The sequence below is a fragment of the Mycobacterium sp. 852014-52144_SCH5372336 genome (genome assembly GCF_001665615.1).
GTDB classification, from domain to species: Bacteria; Actinomycetota; Actinomycetes; order Mycobacteriales; family Mycobacteriaceae; genus Mycobacterium; species Mycobacterium neumannii_A.
This window is the reverse complement of sequence record NZ_LZSW01000048.1, coordinates 1-22,447: the sequence shown is the minus strand read 5'-3', so window position 1 is coordinate 22,447 and position 22,447 is coordinate 1. Positions and strand designations below refer to the sequence as shown.

Below are 22,447 nucleotides of genomic sequence, written 5' to 3'. Positions count from 1 at the left end.
TACTTTCAGCACATGCCCCGTCCGGCCCAGACCGCGCGCAGCGAGCGCACCCGCGAAGCGCTGCGGAAAGCGGCGGTCGTACGGTTCCTCGCGCAGGGAGTCGAGGAGACGTCGGCCGAACAGATCGCGGCCGACGCCGGTGTGTCCTTGCGGACCTTCTATCGCCACTTCGCCTCCAAACACGATCTGCTGTTCGCCGACTACGCCGGACTTGATTGGTTCCGTTCGGCGCTGGCCGCCCGCGATCCCCAGGAGCCGATCGTCGATGCGGTGCACAGCGCGATCATGGCCCGCCCGTATGACGACTGGGCTGTTGCGCAAACCGCCGCGCTGCGCGCGCAGGAGCTCGAACCCGGTCGGGTGGTGCGGCACATGCGTCAGGTGGAGGCCGACTTCGCCGAGGTGATCGCCGAACACCTCGCCGAGGCCCTTCCATCCGGCGCCAAGACCGACGAGCGGATGCGGATCACGGTCACCGCCCGGTGCATCGCCGCCGCGGTGTTCGGCGCGATGGAGGTGTGGATGCTCGGTGACGAGCGCTCGCTTCCCGAGCTGTCCCGGCTCACCGGCGAAGCCCTTCGCTCGCTGGCCGAAGGCATCACCGGATGACGTTTTGTCATTATTGACAAAACTTGGGACAGCTGTCAGCCTCAGCCCATGAGCGACTTCGACGCCATCGTCATCGGTGCGGGACACAACGGATTGACCGCGGCCACCGTGCTTCAGAAGGCCGGTATGCGCACGCTCTGCCTGGACGCGAAGCTCTACGCCGGAGGCATGGCGTCCACGGTCGAGTTGTTCGACGGCTTCAAGTTCGAAATCGCGGGCTCGGTCCAGATCCCGACCTCGGCGGTGGTCAGCCGAGAACTCGGACTCGATGCGCTGCCCACAGTCGACCTCGACGTGATGTCGGTGTCGCTGCGAGGCGTGGGCGACGAACCGTTGGTCTACTACACCGACCCGGTGAAGCTTCTGACACACATCAACGAGGTGCACGGCGCAGAAGCCGTCAACGGCATGGCCGGGTTGATGGCGTGGTGTCAGGCGCCCACTCGGGCGTTGGGCCGGTTCGACGCGGGCCAGCCCCCGAAGTCACTGGACGAGATGTATGCCTGCGCGACAGACGAATTCGAGCGATCGACGATCACCGACCTGCTGTTCGGTTCGGTCACCGACGTACTCGACCGCTACCTGCCGGACAAGGAGAAGAACGGTGCGTTGCGCGGCATGCTGTCGCTGCTGGCATGCAACACCACCTACCGGGGGCCGGCCACACCGGGCACGGCTGCCGCACTCGCCTACGGCTTCGCCGTGCCCGACGAGAACGCGTTGTTGGTCAAGAAGCTTCGAGGCGGCATCGGAGCCCTCACGTCGCATCTGTGCGAGGTGTTCACTGCCAACGGCGGAGAACTCCGGTTGCGAAGCAAAGTCGCGGAGGTCACCGTCGCCGACGGCAAGGTCACCGGGGTGCGGCTCGAGGACGGCACATCGCTGTCGGCCCCGATCGTCATCTCCGGCGTCGCGCCCGATTTGACGGTCAACGGCCTCGTCGACCCCAACGCGGTTCCCGCAGATGTGCGGGACCGCTTCTCACGTCTGGACCACCGGGGCAGCTATCTGCAGATGCACTTCGCGCTCGACGGCATTCCGGAGTTCGCGCCGCCCTACGAGCTGCTGAACGACCCCGCCATGCAGTCCAACATCGGAATCTTCAGCACCCCTGAGGAACTCCAACAACAGTGGGAGGATGCCCGGCGCGGCATCGTGCCCACCGACCCGTCGATCGCCCTGCAGATTCCGTCGGTCAACGATCCGGGCCTGGCGCCGCCGGGCAAGCATGCGGCCTCCGCGTTCTCGCTGTGGTTCCCCATCCAAGAGGGCGAACACGGCTACGGCGAGATGAAGGTCGAAATGGGCCGGCGGGTGATCGACAAGATCACTCGGCTGGCGCCGAACTTCGAGAGCCTCATCATCCGGCACACGACGTTCACGCCCAAACACATGGGCACCATGTTCGGCGCTCCGGGTGGGGACTACTGCCACGGGCTGATCCACCCCGACCAGATGGGGCCGAATCGGCCGGGCCCCAAAGGCTATGTCGATCAACCGATTCCGATCGATGGGCTGTACCTCGGCAGCGCCGGTTGCCACGGCGGCCCGGGCATCACGTTCGTCCCCGGCTACAACGCGGCCAAGCAGGCGCTGGCCGATGTGCGCTGAGCCCGTTTCTCACCGGTCCGCACCGGGAATGCGGCCTGCATGGGAATCACGGTGGCCGTCACGGGGCCCACGGGGGAAATCGGCAAATCGGCAGTAGAAGCGCTCGAACGTGTCGCGGACGTCGACGAGATCATCGGAATGGCTCGTCGCCCCTTCGACCCGGCCGAGCACGGCTGGTCGAAGACGACCTATCTCCAGGGCGACATCCTCGACCGCGAGGCCGTCGACGCGCTCGTCGGACGCGCGGACGTCGTGGTCCATCTCGCGTTCATCATCATGGGCTCGCGGGAGGAGAGCGCCCGCATCAACCTGGCCGGCACCCGCAACGTCTTCGAGGCGACGGTCGCCGCGGCCCGCACGCGGCGGCTGGTGTACACGTCGTCGGTCGCCGCTTACGGCTATCACAGCGACAACCCGGTACCGCTCACCGAAGACGTGCCGCCGCGGGGGTCACCCGAGCACTACTACTCCGAGCAGAAGGCCGAGTGCGAAGCGGCGCTCGCCGACATCGTCGGCGGGACATCGCTGGAGGTGTATGTGCTGCGGCCCTGCATCGTCGCCGGTCCCAAGGCGCCGGCGCTGGCCGACGCCATGCCGTGGACGCATCTGCCCCGCCCGGTCAAGCGCATGTCCGACGCGCTTCCACTGCTCAAGGTGCCGGTGCCCGATCCCGGCATACCGTTGCAGCTGGTGCATCACGACGATGTCGCGGCCGCCATCGCCGCCGCGGCCACCACCACGTCGGCGCCGCCGGGCGCTTACAACATCGCGGGCGACGGCCTGATCACGGTGTCCGACGTCGCCCGCGAACTGGGTGCCCGACCGATACCGGTGCCCAAGGTCACGGTGACCGCGGCGGCCGGTGTCGTCGCCCGGCTGCCGTTCGTGCCGTCGGCGCTGGAGTGGTTGCACATCGGCCGCACATCGGTGGTCATGGATACGAGCAAGGCGAAGGCTCAGCTCGGCTGGGAGCCGAAATACACCTCCGCGCAGACGCTCACGGAGTTGGCCGACGCGCTGCGCTGAGTCACTGCGTGTGGTCGCCGGTGTCGGCCGGGCCGGTCGGTGTCGCACCACCTTCGTCCGACCAGTCGACGCCTTCTTCGTCAGTGGCGTCGGTGCCCCGTGCCGGGTCGCTCTGCACGTCGTCGTCGGCGTTTGAGGGCCCGGCGTCGGTCTCGACGGTGCCGGGGTTGTCCTTCTTGTCATCGCTCACCGGCGCTATATACCCGCCGAGCCGGCGTTTCAGTCCCTGCTTGCGCGCGGCGAGTCCCGTCGATTTCTGCGGCAGGGTCGTGATCGGCGAACTTTTACAGCCCTGTTGCAGATTTCGCGTGCTAAGGCGGTGCCGCCGGGTTGAAATTCTTAGGCACGTCGATTTCTGCGGCAGGGTCGTGATCGGCGAACTTTTACAGCCCTGTTGCAGATTTCGCGCCCCGACGGTGGGGCGGTGGTGCCGCCGGGCTAGCGCGCCATCGTGGAATTCGGTGCGCTCCAGTCGGTGGAGACGAATCGGTGGCGGATCAACCAGTCGTCGCCGACCGGAGCGAACACATCGCGGTAGCGCCCATAGTGGTCGAGGCCGATCTCGGTGAACACCGTGAAATAACAGGAGACCCGCGCCTCTTCGCGCGTCGCTTCGGTGAAGCGGATGTTTGTCACGTTGTGGCGCACGATGCGCTTGACGTCCGACTTGGATGCCGCCGCGTTCGGCGCCGCGACGGCACCGCCCAGATAGTCCACGATCGCGTTACGGCCCCGCGCAGGCTCGGTGCCCCGCACCTCGAGGACACCGTCATCGCAGAAGGCGGCGGCAAGTTCGGGCAGACGCAGTGCGTCGCCCGACCAGTTGTACCGGGCCAGGGTGTCCCTGATGCGTTCCCGTGCGCAAAGCTCCCAAAGTTCCATGCGGTCAACCGTAACGGGGCTAATCTCGCGCCATGGCTACCAGCGATTCCCGTGAGGTCGTGATCGACGCGAGCCCGGCCGAAATTCTCGACGTCATCGCCGACGTCGAGTCCGCGCCGGACTGGTCTCCCCAGCACCAGGGCGCCGAGGTTCTCGACAGGGACGCCGACGGGCGGCCCGGCCGCGTACGGCTGAAGTTGAAGACCATGGGCATCTCCGACGAGCAGGTCGTGCAGTACACGTGGGGTGAGAACACGGCGGGCTGGACACTGCTGGAATCCAGCCAGCTGAAAACGCAAAGCGCGACGTACACGCTCACACCCGACGGCGACAAGACGAAGGTCCGCTTCGAAATCACCGTCGACCCCGCGGTGCCGATTCCCGGGTTCGTTCTGAAGCGTGCGATGAAGGGCGGTCTGGAGGCTGCGACCGACGGTCTGCGCAAGCAGGTCCTCAAGCTCAAGCGGAGCTGACCGGTTTCGACGCCGGCCGGGTTGGCAATGAAACCGGCATGGCTGTCACCGAAACTCGCGAGGTCGTCATCGACGCGACACCGCAGGAGATCCTCGACGTTCTGACCGACCTCGAGTCGCTGACCGAGTGGTCCTCAGCGCATCAGAAGGTCGAGATCCTCGAACGCGACGACGAGGGCCGCCCCCGCAAGTCACGTCAGGTCGTCAAGATCGTCGGCGTCTCCGATGAGCAGGTGCTCAACTACACCGTCCACGACGACGGCGTCAGCTGGAGTCTGGAGAGTTCCAAACAGCAACGCGCGCAGCAAGGTCGGTACACGCTCACCCCCGACGGCGATACGACGAAGGTTCACTTCGAGCTCATGGTCGACCCGCTGGTGCCGCTGCCCGGCTTCCTGATCAAGAAGGGCGCCAGAGGATTGATGGAGACGGCCACCGACGGGCTGCGCAAACGAGTACGTCAGGTCAAGAGTCGCGGATAGTCTGCCCCGTGTGGCGACGGCGGGACCCCTTGCGGGAGTGAAGGTCATCGAACTGGGCGGCATCGGCCCCGGACCCCACGCCGGAATGGTGCTCGCCGATCTCGGCGCCGACGTGGTGCGCGTGCGCCGACCCGGCGGGCTGCAGATGCCGCCGGAGAACGTCGACCTGTTGCACCGCGGCAAGCGTGTCGTCGACCTGGATGTGAAGGCGGACCCGGCCACGCTGCTGAAGCTCGTCGCCAAGGCCGACGTCCTCATCGATGCGTTTCGCCCCGGGACATGTGAGCGGCTCGGCATCGGACCCCACGACTGCGCAGGGGTCAACCCTCGGCTGATCTTCGCCAGGATCACGGGTTGGGGTCAGCACGGACCGCTGGCCCAGACCGCGGGTCACGACATCAATTACCTGTCGCAGAGCGGTGCGCTGTCGGCGATCGGATACCGCGACCGGCCGCCGGTCGTGCCGCTGAACCTGGTCGCCGACTTCGGCGGCGGCTCCATGCTCGCGCTGGTGGGCATCGTGGCCGCGCTGTACGAACGGGAGCACTCCGGTGTGGGTCAGGTGGTCGACGCGGCGATGGTCGACGGCGTGGCCGTGCTGACGCAGGTCGCGTGGACGATGAAGTCGACCGGCGCGCTGCACGACGAACGTGAGTCGTTCCTGCTCGATGGCAGCGCCCCGTTCTACCGCACCTACGAGACCGCCGACGGTAAGCACATGGCAGTCGGCGCGATCGAACCGCAGTTCTACGCGCAACTGTTGACCGGGCTCGGGCTCGGCGCCGACGAGCTCCCACCGCAAATGGACCGCGAGTCGTTTCCAGAAATGCACAGGCTGTTCGCTGAGCGCTTTGCGCGCAAGACCCGCGACGAATGGACGGCGATCTTTTCGGGTACCGACGCGTGCGTCACGCCGGTGCTGACGTGGACCGAGGCGGCGCGCAGCGGCCATTTGCGTGCGCGGTCAACGTTGGTGCAGGCCAACGGGGTAGACCAGGCCGCGCCGGCGCCTCGGTTTTCGCGCACCCCAGCGGGTCCCGTTGGAGCACCTCCGCAGGATGCGACTGACCTAATTGATATTGACTGGTAATACTAATTTGCTGAAAAAGCCTATGCGCTAGGCAGTGGAGTTAGCTACGATTTGCCGCATGGCTGTGCAGGCGTCGAGGGAAGTGGTCTTCGAGGCGCCCAAAGACGCGATCATGGACGCACTCGCCGATATCGATGCCGTGCCCACGTGGTCGCCCGTTCACAAGCACGCCGAGGTGCTCGACCGTCATCCCGACGGCCGCCCGCATCACGTCAAGGCGACGTTCAAAATCATGGGCGTCACCGACAAGGAGTTCCTCGAGTACCACTGGGGCGAGGACTGGGTGGTCTGGGACGCCAAGGCGACGATGCAACAACGCGGGCAGCACGGCGAGTACAACCTCACCCCCATCGGCGAGGACCGCACCCGGGTCCGCTTCGACATCATCATCGACCTGGCGGCGCCGATTCCGGAGTTCCTGCTTCGCCGCGCCAAGAAGATGGTGCTCGACGTCGCGACCGAGAATCTGCGGCGCCGGGTGATGGCCGCGGTTACGTAGTTTCTCGCCCGCCCGCCCGCAGCACCTCGAGCCGACGGATCGCCTCGTCGAGGGTCTCGTCGCGTTTGCAGAAGGCGAAGCGCACCAAGTGGTTCCATGCACCGGCGTGCTCGGCGCCCGGGTCGCAGAACGCCGACATCGGAATCGCTGCCACACCCGCACGATGAGGCAGCTCGGAGCAGAACGCGGTGCTGTCGCTGAATCCGAGCGGACGCGGGTCGGCACACAGGAAGTAGGTGCCGAAGCTCTCGTGCACCTCGAAGCCGAGGTCGGACAGCGCCCCACCCAATCGGTCTCGCTTGCGCTGCAAGGACTCCCGCAGCGAGTCGACCCACGCGTCCTCGTTGTTCAGGGCGTGCGCCACCGCGGGCTGGAACGGTGCGCCGCCGACGTACGACAGGTACTGCTTGGCTGCGCGCACACCGGCGATGAGATCAGCTGGGCCGCATGCCCATCCGATCTTCCAGCCGGTGACGTTGAACATTTTGGCCGCGCTCGAGATCGTGATCGTGCGCTCGGCCATGCCGGGGTAGTTGGCCAGCGGCAGATGCCGTCGGCCGGGGAAGTCGGAGTACACCAAGTGCTCGTAGACCTCGTCGGTGATCACGAGCAGGTCGGCCTCGACGGCCAGTTCGGCCAGCGCGCGCAGTTCGTTGTCGCCGGCCACCATCCCGGTGGGGTTGTGCGGCGAGTTGACGATCAGCGCTTTGGTGTTGGGTGTGACGGCCTTTCGCAGCCCATCGACATCGATACCGAAGCCGCGGCCGTCCTGAACCATCGGGACGGCGCGCCGCTGGCAGCCCGCCATCGCGATGACGGGGGAGTAGGAGTCGTAGAACGGCTCGATCAGCAGCACCTCGGAACCGGGTTCGACGAGCCCGATGACCGCGGCCGCGATTGCTTCAGTCGCGCCGACGGTCACCAGGACCTCGGTGTCGGGGTCGTATTCGGTTCCGTGCGCACGCTTGCGCTGGGCGGCGATCGCTTCACGCAACGGTGCGATACCGAGGCCGGGCGGATACTGGTTGGTGCCGTCGGCGATCGCGCGCTGGGCGATCTCGAGCATGGCGGGCGGGCCGTCCTCGTCGGGAAAGCCCTGCCCGAGGTTGACCGCGCCGATGCGCGCAGCGAGCGCCGACATCTCGGCGAAGATCGTCACCGCATACGGCTGGAGGCGTTCGACGGTCACGGTTGTCGAGCCTAATGCCGGCGCGAACGTGGGTTACCGACACACAATTTTCGAGATCGGTGTGCGGGTAACCCACGTTCGGCGGGACCCGGTTGCCCAACCAACAGGTTGGCCGAGGCTGTTAGGCTGCGGGACAGAGGACTACCGTCCGGATGGACAGGCATCCCGCAACCCAATCTGAACAGGAAAAATCTTCATGTCTGAAGAAGCCTTCATCTACGAGGCGATTCGTACGCCCCGCGGCAAGAACAAGAATGGCGCACTCAACGAGGTCAAGCCCGTCAACCTGGTCGTCGGCCTGATCGAGGAGATCCGCAGCCGCCACCCCGACCTCGACGAGACGCTGATCAGCGACGTCATCCTCGGTTGTGTGTCCCCCGTCGGTGACCAGGGCGGCGACATCGCCCGGACCGCGGCGCTGGTGGCCAAGCTGCCCGAGACCACCGGCGGGTTCCAGCTGAACCGGTTCTGCGCCTCGGGTCTGGAGGCCGTCAACACCGCCGCCCAGAAGGTGCGGTCCGGCTGGGACGACCTGGTGCTCGCCGGCGGTGTCGAGTCGATGAGCCGCGTGCCGATGGGCTCCGACGGCGGCGCATGGGCTTCGGACCCGGAGACGAACTACCGCATCGGATTCGTCCCGCAGGGCATCGGCGCCGATCTGATCGCGACGATCGAGGGCTTCTCCCGCGAGGATGTCGACCGCTACGCGCTGCGCAGCCAGGAGAAAGCCGCCGCGGCCTGGTCGGGCGGCTACTTCGCCAAGTCCGTCGTGCCGGTGCGCGACCAGAACGGCCTCGTGATTCTCGACCACGACGAGCACATGCGCCCCGACACCACGCTCGAGGGCCTCGGTCAGCTCAAGACCGCGTTCGACGGCGTCGGCGCGATGGGCGGGTTCGACGACGTGGCGCTGCAGAAGTATCACTTCGTCGAGAAGATCAACCACGTCCACACCGGCGGCAACAGCTCCGGCATCGTCGACGGCGCCGCGCTGGTGCTCGTCGGCAGTGAAAAGGCGGGCCAGTCGCAGGGCCTGACCCCGCGGGCACGCATCGTGGCCACCGCCACCAGTGGCGCCGATCCGGTCATCATGCTCACCGGTCCGACGCCGGCCACTCGCAAGGTGCTCGACCGTGCCGGCCTGACGGTCGACGACATCGACCTGTTCGAGCTGAACGAGGCGTTCGCCTCGGTGGTTCTGAAGTTCCAGAAGGACCTCGACATCCCCGACGAGAAGCTCAACGTCAACGGTGGCGCCATCGCGATGGGCCACCCGCTGGGCGCCACCGGCGCCATGATCACCGGAACCATGGTCGACGAGCTCGAGCGTCGCAACGCACGGCGTGCGCTGATCACGCTGTGCATCGGCGGCGGCATGGGCGTGGCCACCATCATCGAGCGCGTCTAGCACGAGTCTGAGGGTTTAAGGAAAAAACATGGCAGAGAACACCATTCAGTGGGACAAGGATGCCGACGGCATCGTCACCCTGACGCTCGACGATCCGACCGGCTCGGCCAACGTGATGAACGAGCATTACAAGGAATCCATGCACAATGCCGTCGAAAAGCTTGTTGCGGAAAAGGATTCGATCACCGGCGTCGTCATCACCAGCGCGAAGAAGACCTTCTTCGCCGGCGGTGACCTCAAGGGCATGATGAACGTCGGCCCGGACAACGCCGCCGAAGCGTTCGAAGAGGTCGAGTCCATCAAGGCCGACCTGCGCAAGCTCGAGACGCTGGGCAAGCCGGTCGTGGCGGCCATCAACGGCGCCGCGCTGGGCGGTGGCCTGGAGATTGCGCTGGCCTGCCATCACCGGATCGCCGCCGACGTCAAGGGCTCGGTCATCGGTCTGCCCGAGGTCACGTTGGGTCTGCTGCCCGGCGGTGGCGGCGTGACCCGCACCGTGCGGATGTTCGGCATCCAGAAGGCATTCATGGAGGTGCTGAGCCAGGGCACCCGGTTCAAGCCGGGTAAGGCCAAGGAGGTCGGCCTAGTCGACGAGGTGCTGCCGACGGTGGAGGAGTTGGTGCCCGCAGCCAAGGCGTGGATCAAAGCCAACCCCGACGCGCACACCCAGCCCTGGGATGCCAAGGGGTACAAGATGCCCGGCGGCACGCCGACATCGCCTGGCTTGGCCAGCATCCTGCCGTCGTTCCCGGCGCTGCTGAAGAAGCAACTCAAGGGTGCGCCGATGCCTGCGCCGCGGGCGATCCTCAACGCGGCCGTCGAGGGCGCGCAGGTCGACTTCGACACCGCCAGCCGCATCGAGAGCCGCTACTTCACCCAGCTGGTCACCGGCCAGACGGCCAAGAACATGATCCAGGCGTTCTTCTTCGACCTGCAGGCCATCAACGGTGGCGCGTCGCGGCCCGACGGCATCGAGCCCGTCAAGATCAATAAGATCGGCGTGCTGGGCGCAGGCATGATGGGCGCCGGCATCGCCTACGTATCGGCCAAGGCCGGGTTCGACGTGGTGCTCAAGGACGTCAGCCTCGAAGCCGCCCAGAAGGGCAAGGGCTATTCGGAGAAGCTCGAGGCCAAGGCGCTCGAGCGGGGCAAGACCACCCAGGAGCGCTCCGACGCGCTGCTGGCCCGCATCACGCCGACGGGCGATCCCGCGGACCTGAAGGGTGTCGACTTCGTCGTCGAGGCGGTGTTCGAGGATCAGGACCTCAAGCACAAGGTGTTCCAGGAGATCGAGGACGTCGTCGAGCCCAATGCGCTGCTGGGATCGAACACCTCGACGCTGCCGATCACCGGTTTGGCGACCGGCGTGAAGCGGCAAGAGGACTTCATCGGCATCCACTTCTTCTCGCCGGTCGACAAGATGCCACTGGTGGAGATCATCAAGGGCGAGAAGACCTCTGACGAGGCGTTGGCCCGGGTGTTCGACTACACGCTGGCCATCGGCAAGACCCCGATCGTGGTGAACGACAGTCGCGGCTTCTTCACCAGCCGCGTCATCGGCACCTTCGTCAACGAGGCGCTGGCGATGCTCGGTGAGGGCATTGCGGCGGCGAGCATCGAGCAGGCCGGCTCGCAGGCGGGCTACCCGGCGCCGCCGCTGCAGCTGTCCGACGAGCTCAACCTCGAGCTGATGCACAAGATCGCCGTCGCCACCCGCAAGGGTGTCGAGAGCACGGGCGGCACGTACGAGCCGCACCCGGCCGAGGCGGTCGTCGAGAAGATGATCGAGATCGGACGGCCGTCGCGGCTGAAGGGCGCGGGCTTCTACGAGTACGCCGACGGCAAACGCGTCGGGCTGTGGCCAGGGCTGGCCGACACGTTCAACTCGGGCAGCACCTCGATCCCGTTGCAGGACATGATCGATCGCATGCTCTTTGCCGAGGCGCTGGAAACCCAGAAGTGCCTCGACGAGGGCGTGCTCACGTCGACCGCCGACGCGAACATCGGCTCGATCATGGGTATCGGCTTCCCGCCCTACACCGGTGGTTCGGCGCAGTTCATCGTCGGCTACCAGGGGCCTGGCGGCGTCGGCAAGGAGGCCTTCGTGGCCCGCGCCAAGGAACTCGCGGCCAAGTACGGCGAGCGGTTCAACCCGCCGGCGTCGCTGACCTGACGTCCAACTCCATCGGGCCGAGCGCTCACCGTTGTACGGATTTCGTTTCAACGGTGAGCGCTCGCCGCTTTGACGGATCGGGTGATTCGCTACATTGACGCCGTGCCGGAAAGCTTCACCGACGAGTTCGCGGCCGGGTTGGCCCGCTACGGCGGTAATCCCTGTATCGAGTTCGAGGGGCGCTGGTACAGCGGCGACGAGGTGACGGCATACGGCCATGCCATCGCGCAGGCGCTGCGGGCTGCGGGTGTGCCCGACGATGCCCCGGTCGGTTTGGTGGTCAGGAACCGGTTGCCGCACGCCGCGGCGATCATCGGCTTCCTCGCCGCGGGGCGCACGGTGTCGATGATCTACTCGTTCCAGTCGCCCGAGGCCGTCGGCCGCGACATCGAGGCGCTCGCACTCTCGGCCGTCGTCGCCGACGGTGAGGACTGGACCCCGCCGGTCATCGACGCGGCTCGGCGGGCAGGCAGCGCGGGCGTGGAGATATCGGCGCGCCAACCGGTCGTCGCTGCGGTGCCCGGGCTGGAACGCCGGGATCCGCGACGCGTCCATGCTGAGCCTGAACCCGGTGTCGCACTGCAGATTCTGACGAGCGGCACGACGGGACCGCCGAAGCGCCAGTCGATCAAGACCCCGGTGCTCGAGCGTACGGTGTTCAGCGTCACCAGCGGCGAGACCGCACCGGCCGACGCCCCGCCCGAACTCGCCTACTGGCAGTTCGGCGGAATCGGTGTATGTCAGTTGATCGCCGGTGTGTACAACGGCAGGCGGATCGTGATGCTCGAGCGATTCAGCGTCGAGGACTACGTGAATCTCGTGAAACGGCACCGCATCACCCGTTCGGGTGTGCAGCCCGCCGTCATCCGGATGCTGCTGGACGCCGACGTGGCGAAGGAAGATCTCGCGTCGCTGGACTTCCTGATCAGCGCGTCCGGCCCGCTGGACCCCGAGACCCGCGACGAGTTCGAGGCGAAATACGGTATCCCGATCGTGCTGGCCTACGGCGCAACGGAATTCGCGGGATCGCTGTGCGCATGGTCGCCGGAGATGCAACGCGACTTCGGTTCGGCCAAGCGCGACAGCGTCGGCCGGGCCCTGCCCGACGTCGAGTTGCGCATCGTCGACCCGGACACCGGAGGCGAGCTTGCGGCCGGCGAGCAAGGCCTCCTGGAGGCCAAGGTCGCGCCGATCGGACCGGACTGGATCCGCACCACCGACATCGCCTCGATGGACGACGACGGGTTCGTCACCCTGCATGGAAGGGCCGACGGGGCGATCAACCGCGGTGGGTTCAAGGTCCTGCCGGAAACCGTTCGGCGCGTGCTGATCGCACATCCCGCCGTCCGCGACGCGTGCGTGGTCGGCGTGCGCGACGCGCGCCTGGGCGAGGTGCCGGTGGCAGCCGTCGAGGTGTCGCCGGGGCTGCCGGTGCCCTCCGACGACGAACTTGCCGACCTGGTGCGGCGCTCGCTACCCGTGTACAACGTGCCGGTGGCGTTCACGGTCGTCGACGAACTGCCGCGCAACCCGGCGCTGAAGGTGAGCCTGCCCGCCGTCGCCGCGCTGTTCGAGCCGCGCTAGAACGCCCCGAGGTCAGCCGACAACCAGTGCTGCGGCTTCATGAAGACCACCACGCTCGCGCCGTGCTCGCGGCGGGCGTATTCGAGGTACGCATCGACCTTTTCGGGCGGCAGATAGCGTTTGGTGACCTCGACGAGTCGCTCGTCGGTGCCGGGCTCGATGCGGCTGACCGGGCCGTCGACCGCCACGTACCGAACCGTCGGCTCGAGGCGCTGGACCATCAGCGTGAACTCGCCCTGGCTCTCGATGAGTCGATGCTTGCGAGAGCCGTCGCCGGTGAGCACCCACGGCTCACCGCCGGGCGAGTACTGATACCAGACAGGAACGGTCAGCGGGCCACGCTTGTCACCCGCGCCGACCGACAAGGCGGCGACGTGCGGTTCGGCCAGGAATTGCTCGCGTTCGTCTTTCGACAAAGCCATGACGTCAGGCTAACGCCGGACGCCGACAGAATTCGGGGATCGAGCCTCAGGCGCCGATCCGGGAGAAGAACGCCATCGTGACTATGCCGATGGCGATCGCGACGGGAGTTTGGCCCATCGCCGCCGTGCTGACGATTCCCGCTATCGCGGCGATCGCGATGACCGCCAGCAGCAGGACAGTGAACCACCGAACGTGCACCGCGCCGCCGGGACGCACGGGATGCGCCCTGAACCCGTCTATCGGGTCACGACCCACGACCGCCTCCTCTTTCCTGTGCCTCAGATCACACGAACTGCCTGGTGTGAGCCACACCATACAACAGAAAACGCCGGTCAGCGAAGCGTGTCGAGCTTCTCGAGTGCCTCTGCGGTCGGCGGCGCACCGGGAGTTCTCCGGCGCGAGAGGCTAACGCCCAGTACGGGACTCATGGTGAGTGGAGCTAACTGATACCTTCCGCGCCGCGGCGGCAATGCGGTAACGGCGTCGCGTCCTGAGGTCCGCACGGCGTGAATGGACGCGCTTTGCGACCTGCTGACCCCGGAGGCCCGGTACGCCTAGAGTCGGGTGCCATGCGCTTCGGACTGTTCATCCCGCAGGGCTGGCGACTCGACCTGATCGACATTCCTCCCGCAGACCAGTGGGCGGTCATGCGCGACCTCGCCGCGTATGCCGACGACAGCGACGCGTGGGACTCGCTGTGGGTCTACGACCACTTCCACACCGTGCCGGTGCCCACCACGGAGGCCACCCACGAGGCGTGGACCTTGATGGCCGCCTACGCCGCGACGACGTCGCGCATCAAGCTCGGCCAGATGTGCACGGCGATGAGCTATCGCAACCCGGTCTATCTGGCCAAGGTCGCCGCCACCGCCGACATCATCTCCGGCGGTCGCATCCAAATGGGCATCGGTGGCGGCTGGTACGAACACGAATGGCGTGCCTACGGTTACGGATTCCCGTCGGCCGGGGTGCGGCTGGGGCGCCTCGACGAGGGTGTGCAGATCATGCGCGACGCATGGCGCGACGGGAAGGTGAGTTTCGACGGCAAGCACTACCAGGTCGCCGGGGCGATTGTACAGCCGAAACCCCTGCAGGAGAACGGGATTCCTCTATGGATCGCCGGCGGTGGGGAGAAGGTGACGCTGCGCATCGCGGCGAAATACGCCCAGTACACCAACTTCACTTCTGAGCCAGGGGGTTTCACTCACAAGTCACAGGTGCTGGCCGACCACTGCGGTGAGGTCGGCACCGACTACAACGCGATCGTTCGTTCGGCCAACTTCAACGCGGTGATCGGCGATTCGGAGTCCGACGTCAAAGAACGCGTGGCGAGGCTGCGCGCACGACAGGTCGCCAAGGCCGACGAGGCGGCGGTCGACGCGATGCTGAACTCCGTGTCCGCTCCCGAAGCAGCAAGTGGCACACCCGAACAAGTCATCGAGAAGCTGGACGAGATGCGGCAGCTGGGCTGCGAGTACGCCATCCTCTACTTCCCGGAAGCCGCGTACGACCGCTCGGGTATCGAGATGTTCGAGCAGCAGGTGATTCCCGCCCTCAGCTAGGGCGCGACGAACACCTGATCACGGCGTCGGTGGAATCGGGCCCTCCGGGGGGATCGCCGGACCCGGCGGGGCAGTGTCGTAGTACCCGGGCGGCGGTGGGCCGTCCAACGGGTAGTACCCGGGCGGCAGCGGTGGACCACCTCCGGCGGGCGGTGCCACCGGCGGGCCGTTGGACTCGGGGGCGTTCAACGAGGTGTATCCCGGCGGTAGCTGCGGCGCGGGACCCGCGCCGGGCGGTGGCTGCGCCCCGACCGGTGCCTGGCCGGGCGGCAGTGCGGCGAACCCGTACGGGTCCTGGGCCTGACGCCACGCATCGCGAAGGAAGCCGAGCGGACCTGGGCTCGAACCCTGCCCGTACTGAGGGTTCGCAATCTCGGGCACCGGTGGCGCGCCGACGGGCGGAGGTGCGGGCGGCGGGTCGCCCGGGGCCACAGGAGCGGCGTAGGGCTGGCCCGGCGCAGGCGGCGCGCCGGGAGTTCCGGGGGCGGGGAGGGGCGGGACCTCGGGGTTTGCCGTCGCGAACCCGGCCGACGTCAGCGCACCCAGACCGATGACGACGCCGACGAGTCCGACTTTGACCGCCTGAGCGGGCGTGGCGCGACGGCGACTGGTCATGGGTAAGCAGGCTAGCGCCTCACCGCCTCGGACGCTCATTTACGTCGGTCTCGATGCGGCCGCTTGCGGTGGATGGACCATCACTAAGATTGGCATCTCTGCTGAATTTCCCAATCGACCAGCCCTCGACAGGAAGCCGCGATGAACAAGACCTCGCTGACCGCGCTCGCTCGTGAGCAACTCGAGACGGCCCGCGCCGCCAGTAGCGGACGCAGCGCGCACACGGTCTACGGCGGCCACGAGCATTCGCTGCGTCAGACGCTGATCGCCTTGACCGGCGGCTCGGAACTGACCGAGCACGAGACGAACGGGGAGGCCACCCTGCAGGTCCTGCACGGCCGCGTACGGCTGACCCATGCGTCCGCCAACTGGGAGGGGTCCGAAGGCGACCACATCGTGGTACCCAAGGACCGGCACGGACTACAGGCGCTCGAGGACTCCGCGATCTTGCTGACGGTGTCGAATCCGGTCGGCCCGCACGTATAGCGGGCGCTTGCACGTCTAGATCGCGGGTCCCAACAGGTCGTCGGCGTCCTTGATGACGTAGCCGTAGCCCTGCTCGGCGAGGAACCTTTGACGGTGCGCGGCGTATTCGGCGTCGAGGCTGTCGCGGGAGACGACGGAGTAGAAGATCGCGCCCCCACCGTCGGCCTTGGGTCGCAGCAGCCGCCCCAGGCGTTGAGCCTCTTCCTGACGGGATCCGAAGGTGCCCGAAACCTGCACGGCGACGCTGGCTTCCGGTAGATCGATAGAGAAGTTGGCGACCTTCGACACGACCAGCGTTGAGATCTCACCGCGCCGGAACTGATCGAAAAGCGCCTCGCGCTCCGCGGTTTTCGTCGAACCCTGGATGATCGGCGCGTCGAGCTCTTGGCCGAGTTCCTCGAGCTGGTCGAGGTAGGCGCCGATCACCAACGTCTGTTCGCCCTTGTGTTTGTCGAGGATCGACTTGACCACCGCGATCTTGGTATGCGCCGTCGAGCACAGCTTGTACCGCTCGTCGGGTTCGGCGGTCGCGTACAGCATGCGCTCGTTGTCGGTCATCGTCACCCGCACCTCGATGCACTCGGCGGGCGCGATCCACCCCTGGGCCTCGATGTCCTTCCACGGTGCGTCGTAGCGCTTCGGACCGATCAACGAGAACACGTCCCCCTCGCGGCCGTCCTCACGAATCAGTGTGGCGGTCAGGCCGAGTCGACGACGCGACTGCAGATCGGCCGTCATCCGGAACACCGGTGCGGGCAGCAGGTGCACCTCGTCGTAGATGATCAGCCCCCAGTCGCGGCTGTCGAACAACTCCAGGTGCCGGTACTCGCCTTTGGTGCGCCGAGTGATCACCTGATAGGTGGCGATGGTCACCGGCCGAATCTCCTTACGCTCCCCGGAGTATTCGCCGATTTCGTTCTCCGTGAGCGAGGTCCTGTTGATCAGCTCGCGTTTCCACTGCCGTCCGGCGACGGTGTTGGTCACCAGGATCAGCGTGGTCGCCGAGGCCTTCGCCATCGCGGCCGCGCCGACGAGCGTCTTGCCCGCGCCGCAGGGCAGCACGACGACCCCGGATCCGCCCTCCCAGAACGACTCGGTGGCCATCTGCTGGTAATCGCGAAGGTGCCAGCCGTTCTCCGCCAGGCTGATCGGGTGCTTCTCACCGTCGACGTAACCCGCGAGATCCTCTGCGGGCCAGCCGATCTTGAGAAGCATCTGCTTGACTCGGCCGCGCTCGCTGTTGTGTACCAGGACGGTGTCGTCGTCGATGCGCGCGCCAAGCATCGGCGCGATCTTCTTGTTGCGCAGCACCTCCTCGAGGACGGCGCGGTCCAGGCTCACCAGCATCAGCCCGTGAGCCGGATGTTTGACCAGTTGCAGCCGCCCGTAGCGGGCCATGGTGTCGACGATGTCGACCAGAAGCGGCTGGGGCACCGCGTAGCGGGAGAACGACACCAGCGCGTCGACGACCTGTTCGGCGTCGTGCCCCGCGGCGCGCGCGTTCCACAGCGCCAGCGGGGTGATCCGGTAGGTGTGGATGTGCTCGGGGGCGCGCTCGAGTTCGGCGAACGGGGCGATCGCGGCACGCGCCGCGCCCGCCTGTTCATGGTCGACCTCGAGCAGCACCGTCTTGTCGGACTGCACGATCAGGGGGCCATCGGTCATCCCATCCATTATCCAGACCGCCCCGACCTCCCCACCCGCGAGAGACCGCGGCTGCCCGTCGACACACCCCATGAGCTGGGCATTATGCGGTCGCTCGGTCTACTGCTCGTCGGCGGCGACCACGGAAGTGATGCGGTGGATGGCGAAATCGCGCACCCGCCCCGATGCGGGATCGTATGCCGTCAACTGCCCGCCCCGCACATTGATCGGTGCGACGACACGTTGGGTCGCCACCCCCGCGGGATCGACGTACCCGATCACGACCGACGCCTGCATGTGCGCGGCCTCCTGCAACTGGTTGATCGCCACCGCCGGGTCCAAACGCATACCGCCGGTCGGGGCCGACGCCACCTTGCGCAGCACGGCGACGATTGCACCGAGCGTTTGGCTGGTGGGTGTCGGGGCGAGTCGGTACGTGCGCCGTCGTCCCGGCGGAGCGGGCACCCGTGCGCCCCGGGCTCGAATATCCACGATGGCGCCGGTCGAGTCCTCGGCCGCCGGCGCGAAGCCGGCCTGGCGCAGCGCCGCGAGCACGTCGGAGATCGGCGCCTGCGACACCGCGACCGTCGGCGCGAGCAGGCGCATCTCCAGCGAGTCCGTAGCCGGTGCACCCACCGCCTGTGCGAGCAGCGCTGCGTCCTCGCACCGCACGAACGACGCCGCCATGCCGACACGCAACTGGCCGTGCCTGCGGGCCACATCGTCGATGAGATATGTCAAGCCTTGCGGGACAGGAGTTTTCGAGTGGCGCTTGAAGAAGGCGTGCAGTTCGCCCGCGGTGCGGCCGGTGTCGAGCGCGCGGCGGATCGACGGCTCACTGATCCGGTACACCATCGCCGCGCCCGCCGACTCCACGCTTGCCACCGCGGCAAGTTGTTCGGCCAGCTCTCGCTGCAACGGGCCGGGAACGACGACCGTGAGGTCGGCCTGCAGCAGGAAATGGTCGATCGGTGCGGGCAGCACCTTGTCCATCGCCTTGACGACGTCGTCGGCAGGAGCGTCGGTGAGCAGCGTCCGAGCGGGGGTGGCCAGTGCGCCGCGACCCACCAGTCCCAGCGCATGCGCCTCGGTCAGCAGGTCGGCGACCGGCCCCGGTTGCAACCGGACCCCCCAGCGCGGCCTGCGCCAGATCATCGCCCGCGACGCCTCACCCGCGTCGACGCCCGCGCCGGGCGGCAGGCTCGCGAGCACCTCGAGGAGCAGTCGCCTGTCCAGCGGTGCGGCAGTGGAGAACAGCGAATCAGACAGTGCCGCATAGGGTTTGCCATCAGGACCGCGGTTGCCGATCAAGCTCGGCCGGCCCGGGAGCTCCAGCCAGGTCGTCGCCAACAGGTGCCATTTGACCGCGGTCGGAGATTCGACGAACCGGTCGGATGAGACCGTCGGCGCCCAGTACGGCCCGTCACCGGCCTCGGGTTCGGGTTCGGGCATGCCTGCCGAGATGAGGCCCGCACCCGCGGTCACTTCGAGGATCAGCCCCAGGCGGCGTTCGTCGATGCCGGTGGCCTTGGTCAGTCGTTTGACGTCGCGCACACCGAGCCCACCGCTGCGCAACTCCGGAACCGGTGTGGCACCCAGGGTTTCGAGCACCACCTCGACCTCGCGGAGAAGGTCGAGCGCGGCGCCCGGCGCCACCGCGTCGGCGTCGGCCGCTGTCGTCGTCGACACCACCGGGTCGGGTTCGGTGAGCTGCAGGGGCCCCGGCAGCTCACCGCGCAGCACCTGGCCCACGAGTCGCGGCAGGATCACGGTTTCCGCGTCGACCTGGCGCAGTAGACCGGCGGCCAGCAGCCGCTGCACCGGGCGGTCCGACGGGGTGCCGGGTGCGGCGTCGCGGGTGCGGCCCACCGGTGAACCCTCGAGCAACTTCTGCAGCAGCTCGGACTGTGCCTCGTCGAGTGATTCCAGTCGGGCGGCGATGTCCTGTGGGCTCGCGGCGGTGTCTTCGACCGTGGCCTGTCCGGGGTACCAGGGCAAGCCCGCGACAGCCTCGGCCGCCACCCGGACTGCCGCGTCACCCCACACCAGCCCCCGGTCGCGCAGATCGTCCACGGCGTTCGCGACGGCTGCTTCGGGCGCCCGGTCGCCGATGAGCTCCAGCAGTTTTGTGACCGGGACGGCGGTCGTGTCGGCGTGCAGCACCAGCAGCGCGTCGAGCACAGCGAGCCGCAGGAAGTCGAGGTCGTCGGTGGCGGCCTTGACCGACTGGCGGGCCTGCGCGCGGGCCGCCAGCGCAGCGACCGACCCCGGTGGCGGTTGGGTCAGGTCGGGCCGCAACTCCAGCAGCCGGACGAGCCGGTCGTCGGGGAGATCGGCCAACCAGGCGCCCAGCGGGAGGCCTGATGCGTTCTCGGTCATTGCTGACCAGCGTAAAGGAGTGTGGCGGTGTCGCCACCGGCCGGAGCATTTGCCACAATGTGGGCGTGGCAGACAACAAGGGGAAGAAACGGTACGTCGATCCGGGCTGGCCCGAGGTCGACGGTGACGACGACCACGCGGTGAGCGAGCTGGCCACCGACCGTACCGGCGCGCTGTCGCCCTTCGGCGAGATCACGTTCCCGCTGCCCGCGGACGAACTGCCGTACGTGCACGCGGTGACGGTCGTCAACAAGTAGGTGTCCGAGCCGGCCCGCCTCTCACACGTCGACGAGACCGGCGCGGCGCACATGGTCGACGTCACGGCAAAGGACGTCACCAAGCGCACCGCCGTCGCGGCCGGCACCCTCCGCACGACGGCCGACGTCGTCGCGATGATCGCATCGGGCGGCCTGCCCAAAGGCGACGCGCTGGCCACCGCCCGCGTCGCAGGCATCCTGGCCGCCAAGCGCACCAGTGACCTCATCCCGCTGTGCCATCAGTTGGCGCTCACGGGCGTCGACGTCGACTTCCAGATCGGCGACGCGACGGTTGACATCACTGCGACCGTGCGCAGCACCGACCGCACCGGTGTGGAGATGGAGGCGCTGACCGCGGTGAGCGTGGCCGCGCTGACGATCTACGACATGATCAAGGCCGTCGACCCCGCCGCCCGCATCGACGACATCCGGGTGTTGCGCAAAGAGGGCGGCAAGACCGGAACCTGGACCCGCTGATGCGGTCGGGTCGGGTCGTTGTCGCCTCCACGCGTGCCGCCGCCGGCGTGTACGAGGACCGCAGCGGGCCGATCGTCGTGGGCTGGCTCACCGGCCGTGACATCGACACCCCGGCGCCCGTGGTGGTACCCGACGGCGACGCGGTGGCCGACGCCATCTCTGCCGCGGTTGCCGACGGCGTCGATGTGGTGATCACCTCCGGCGGCACTGGCATCTCGCCGACCGACCGCACCGCCGAGGCCACCGCCGCGCTGGTCGACTATCAGATTCCCGGCCTTGCCGACGCGATCCGTCGGGCCGGCGAGGACAAGGTGCCGACGTCGGTGCTCTCTCGTGGGGTGTGTGGGGTCAAGGACCGCACGCTGATCGTGAACCTGCCCGGATCGCCCGGCGGCGTCAAAGACGGACTGGGTGTGCTCGACCGCGTTCTCGAGCATGCGCTCGATCAGATTCGCGGAAAGGACCACTCGCGATGACGGCGGTGGTGCTGCGTGCCGACCTCTGCGAGGAGACGATCGACTCTGCTGAGCATGAGGCACTGGTCGCCAATGCCTCGGCTGGTGCGGTGGTGAGCTTCTCCGGTGTCGTGCGGGATCACGACGGCGGGCGTTCAGTGCTGCGACTGGAGTATTCGGCGCATCCGTCGGCGCCACAGACGCTCGCGGAGGTGGCCGCGGAGATCGCCGCGGATGCCGACGGCGTCCGGGCTATCGCGGTCAGCCACCGCATCGGGGCCCTTGAGATCGGCGATGCCGCGCTGGTTGCCGCCGTCGCGGCCGATCACCGCGCGGCCGCGTTCCAGACGTGCGCGCGCCTGGTCGACGTGGTCAAGGAACGGTTGCCGGTGTGGAAGCACCAGTTCTTCGCCGACGGCTCCGACGAATGGGTGAACTCCGCGTAGCGGTTCCTCACGCCGAGTGTGGGGTTATGTCACGACGCAGCGCGGAAAACGTGCGTCAACTCCACACTCGATCGCGCGCGGTGTGATCAGGCAGACGGCAGCGGTGCACTCGGCGCAGGTACCGCGGGATCAACCGGCGCAGCCGGAAGATTCGGCGCCTGGCCGCCCGGGGCGTCCGGCGTGGTGAGCGGCCGCTGGGTCAGTGCCAGCAGCGCATCCTTGCCGGTGATGTCCTGCGTCTGAATCGCGTGCCAGATCTCCTTGAGGTAGGAGACGTTCGGGCTGTCAGCCCCGGCCTGGGCGCGGTCGACGGTGGTCCCGGCGGGCAGGTTGTCGGGGCTCGCGAGATGCGGAACACCGGCGTCCACCGCGACCGGATCGACGACAGGCGCGGGCGCAGGGGGCACCTGCGGAGCGGGCTGCAGCGCCGCGTCGACGGGCAGCGACCACAATTCGGGCTGCTGACCCGGGACCGGCACGTCGGGTGCGACGTCCCAGTTGGCCACGGCCTGCGCGTCGACCGGAGGAGCCTCGGGCACCGGCGGGGCCAGCGGATCGAACGGCGCGGGCGGCGCCTCCGGAACGGGGGCGGCCAGCGCGTCGAACTCGGGTGCGGGGGGCGCTTCGGGTGCGGGTGCCGGAGCGGGCGGGGCCTCCGGCTGTCTCTTATACACATC

General features: G+C 67.6%; 24 protein-coding genes and 1 pseudogene. 16 read left to right on the top strand and 9 right to left on the bottom strand.

What is annotated here, in order from left to right:
• Nucleotides 1-12 precede the first annotated feature (12 nt).
• The 3 genes from A5759_RS13405 to A5759_RS13395 are packed head-to-tail and all read left to right on the top strand — an operon-like array spanning nt 13 to nt 3,246.
• Complete coding sequence (locus A5759_RS13405; RefSeq protein WP_068198424.1) at nt 13-609, top strand: TetR/AcrR family transcriptional regulator; 597 nt, start codon at nt 13-15, stop codon at nt 607-609.
• Between the two features lie 48 nt (nt 610-657).
• On the top strand, nt 658-2,220 hold the full coding sequence (locus tag A5759_RS13400) for an NAD(P)/FAD-dependent oxidoreductase (protein WP_068198421.1): 1,563 nt from the start codon (nt 658-660) through the stop codon (nt 2,218-2,220).
• 39 nt (nt 2,221-2,259) lie between these two features.
• Complete coding sequence (locus A5759_RS13395; protein ID WP_068198417.1) at nt 2,260-3,246, top strand: NAD-dependent epimerase/dehydratase family protein; 987 nt, start codon at nt 2,260-2,262, stop codon at nt 3,244-3,246.
• Nucleotide 3,247: 1 nt separating this feature from the next.
• Here the strand turns inward: A5759_RS13395 and A5759_RS13390 are convergent, their stop codons facing one another.
• Nucleotides 3,248-3,436, bottom strand: coding sequence for a hypothetical protein (locus tag A5759_RS13390; RefSeq protein WP_064397517.1), 189 nt, complete (start codon nt 3,434-3,436; stop codon nt 3,248-3,250).
• 248 nt (nt 3,437-3,684) lie between these two features.
• Nucleotides 3,685-4,128, bottom strand: a complete 444-nt coding sequence (locus A5759_RS13385) for a nuclear transport factor 2 family protein (protein ID WP_064397515.1) — start codon at nt 4,126-4,128, stop codon at nt 3,685-3,687.
• A gap of 32 nt (nt 4,129-4,160) precedes the next feature.
• Here A5759_RS13385 and A5759_RS13380 point away from each other — a divergent pair, with 32 nt between their 5' ends.
• The 4 genes from A5759_RS13380 to A5759_RS13365 are packed head-to-tail and all read left to right on the top strand — an operon-like array spanning nt 4,161 to nt 6,672.
• Entirely contained in the window at nt 4,161-4,601 is a 441-nt protein-coding gene (locus A5759_RS13380; RefSeq protein ID WP_064397513.1) for an SRPBCC family protein, read from the top strand.
• Between the two features lie 38 nt (nt 4,602-4,639).
• A complete protein-coding gene (locus A5759_RS13375) occupies nt 4,640-5,083 on the top strand; it encodes an SRPBCC family protein (RefSeq protein ID WP_064397511.1) in 444 nt (147 codons plus the stop codon).
• A gap of 10 nt (nt 5,084-5,093) precedes the next feature.
• A complete protein-coding gene (locus tag A5759_RS13370; RefSeq protein WP_082962114.1) occupies nt 5,094-6,173 on the top strand; it encodes a CaiB/BaiF CoA-transferase family protein in 1,080 nt (359 codons plus the stop codon).
• Nucleotides 6,174-6,231: 58 nt separating this feature from the next.
• Complete coding sequence (locus A5759_RS13365; protein ID WP_064397507.1) at nt 6,232-6,672, top strand: SRPBCC family protein; 441 nt, start codon at nt 6,232-6,234, stop codon at nt 6,670-6,672.
• Here the strand turns inward: A5759_RS13365 and A5759_RS13360 are convergent.
• Nucleotides 6,665-7,861: a pyridoxal phosphate-dependent aminotransferase gene (locus A5759_RS13360; RefSeq protein ID WP_068198412.1), complete on the bottom strand. Its 1,197-nt coding sequence runs from the start codon at nt 7,859-7,861 to the stop codon at nt 6,665-6,667. The two genes, A5759_RS13365 and A5759_RS13360, sit on opposite strands and share 8 nt — an antisense overlap.
• A 196-nt stretch (nt 7,862-8,057) precedes the next feature.
• Here A5759_RS13360 and A5759_RS13355 point away from each other — a divergent pair, with 196 nt between their 5' ends.
• The 3 genes from A5759_RS13355 (at nt 8,058) to A5759_RS13345 (ending at nt 13,026) form a co-directional block, all read left to right on the top strand.
• Entirely contained in the window at nt 8,058-9,269 is a 1,212-nt protein-coding gene (locus tag A5759_RS13355; RefSeq protein ID WP_064397504.1) for an acetyl-CoA C-acetyltransferase, read from the top strand.
• A 28-nt stretch (nt 9,270-9,297) separates the two neighbouring features.
• Nucleotides 9,298-11,442: a 3-hydroxyacyl-CoA dehydrogenase NAD-binding domain-containing protein gene (locus A5759_RS13350; RefSeq protein ID WP_068198409.1), complete on the top strand. Its 2,145-nt coding sequence runs from the start codon at nt 9,298-9,300 to the stop codon at nt 11,440-11,442.
• Between the two features lie 102 nt (nt 11,443-11,544).
• Nucleotides 11,545-13,026, top strand: a complete 1,482-nt coding sequence (locus tag A5759_RS13345) for a class I adenylate-forming enzyme family protein (protein WP_082962127.1) — start codon at nt 11,545-11,547, stop codon at nt 13,024-13,026.
• Here the strand turns inward: A5759_RS13345 and A5759_RS13340 are convergent.
• Together A5759_RS13340 and A5759_RS25935 are read right to left on the bottom strand one after the other, a co-directional pair.
• A complete protein-coding gene (locus tag A5759_RS13340) occupies nt 13,023-13,448 on the bottom strand; it encodes a pyridoxamine 5'-phosphate oxidase family protein (protein WP_066850544.1) in 426 nt (141 codons plus the stop codon). The genes A5759_RS13345 and A5759_RS13340 overlap by 4 nt on opposite strands.
• A 46-nt stretch (nt 13,449-13,494) precedes the next feature.
• Nucleotides 13,495-13,704, bottom strand: coding sequence for a hypothetical protein (locus A5759_RS25935; RefSeq protein ID WP_126315811.1), 210 nt, complete (start codon nt 13,702-13,704; stop codon nt 13,495-13,497).
• A gap of 314 nt (nt 13,705-14,018) precedes the next feature.
• Between A5759_RS25935 and A5759_RS13335 the strand changes: the two genes are divergently transcribed.
• Entirely contained in the window at nt 14,019-15,011 is a 993-nt protein-coding gene (locus A5759_RS13335) for an LLM class F420-dependent oxidoreductase (protein ID WP_068198403.1), read from the top strand.
• A gap of 18 nt (nt 15,012-15,029) precedes the next feature.
• Here the strand turns inward: A5759_RS13335 and A5759_RS13330 are convergent, their stop codons facing one another.
• On the bottom strand, nt 15,030-15,626 hold the full coding sequence (locus A5759_RS13330; protein WP_068198400.1) for a hypothetical protein: 597 nt from the start codon (nt 15,624-15,626) through the stop codon (nt 15,030-15,032).
• A gap of 141 nt (nt 15,627-15,767) precedes the next feature.
• Between A5759_RS13330 and A5759_RS13325 the strand changes: the two genes are divergently transcribed.
• The gene (locus tag A5759_RS13325) at nt 15,768-16,112 is read left to right on the top strand and encodes a hypothetical protein (protein WP_064397489.1); all 345 of its coding nucleotides are present in this window, start codon (nt 15,768-15,770) and stop codon (nt 16,110-16,112) included.
• A gap of 15 nt (nt 16,113-16,127) precedes the next feature.
• On the opposite strand, the gene A5759_RS13320 is transcribed toward A5759_RS13325, so the two are convergent.
• Together A5759_RS13320 and A5759_RS13315 are read right to left on the bottom strand one after the other, a co-directional pair.
• Nucleotides 16,128-17,777, bottom strand: coding sequence for a DNA repair helicase XPB (locus A5759_RS13320; RefSeq protein ID WP_066850538.1), 1,650 nt, complete (start codon nt 17,775-17,777; stop codon nt 16,128-16,130).
• A gap of 99 nt (nt 17,778-17,876) precedes the next feature.
• Nucleotides 17,877-20,135 (bottom strand): helicase-associated domain-containing protein, encoded by a 2,259-nt coding sequence (locus A5759_RS13315; RefSeq protein ID WP_068198398.1) that lies wholly within the window; start codon nt 20,133-20,135, stop codon nt 17,877-17,879.
• 65 nt (nt 20,136-20,200) lie between these two features.
• On the opposite strand from A5759_RS13315, the gene A5759_RS13310 reads away from it, so the two are divergent.
• From A5759_RS13310 to A5759_RS13295, 4 genes are read left to right on the top strand one after another with little or no spacing between them, the layout of a single operon-like run.
• Nucleotides 20,201-20,392: a hypothetical protein gene (locus A5759_RS13310; protein ID WP_094295626.1), complete on the top strand. Its 192-nt coding sequence runs from the start codon at nt 20,201-20,203 to the stop codon at nt 20,390-20,392.
• Nucleotides 20,393-20,869: a cyclic pyranopterin monophosphate synthase MoaC gene (gene moaC / locus A5759_RS13305; RefSeq protein ID WP_082962113.1), complete on the top strand. Its 477-nt coding sequence runs from the start codon at nt 20,393-20,395 to the stop codon at nt 20,867-20,869.
• A complete protein-coding gene (locus A5759_RS13300) occupies nt 20,869-21,345 on the top strand; it encodes a molybdenum cofactor biosynthesis protein B (protein ID WP_197506031.1) in 477 nt (158 codons plus the stop codon). The genes moaC and A5759_RS13300 overlap by 1 nt, the downstream gene beginning before the upstream one ends.
• On the top strand, nt 21,342-21,770 hold the full coding sequence (locus tag A5759_RS13295; protein WP_068198392.1) for a molybdenum cofactor biosynthesis protein MoaE: 429 nt from the start codon (nt 21,342-21,344) through the stop codon (nt 21,768-21,770). Before A5759_RS13300 ends, A5759_RS13295 begins: the two co-directional genes overlap by 4 nt.
• 86 nt (nt 21,771-21,856) lie before the next feature.
• Here A5759_RS13295 and A5759_RS26110 read toward each other — a convergent pair.
• Nucleotides 21,857-22,447 (bottom strand): annotated as a pseudogene (locus A5759_RS26110) (transglycosylase); the annotation flags it as partial.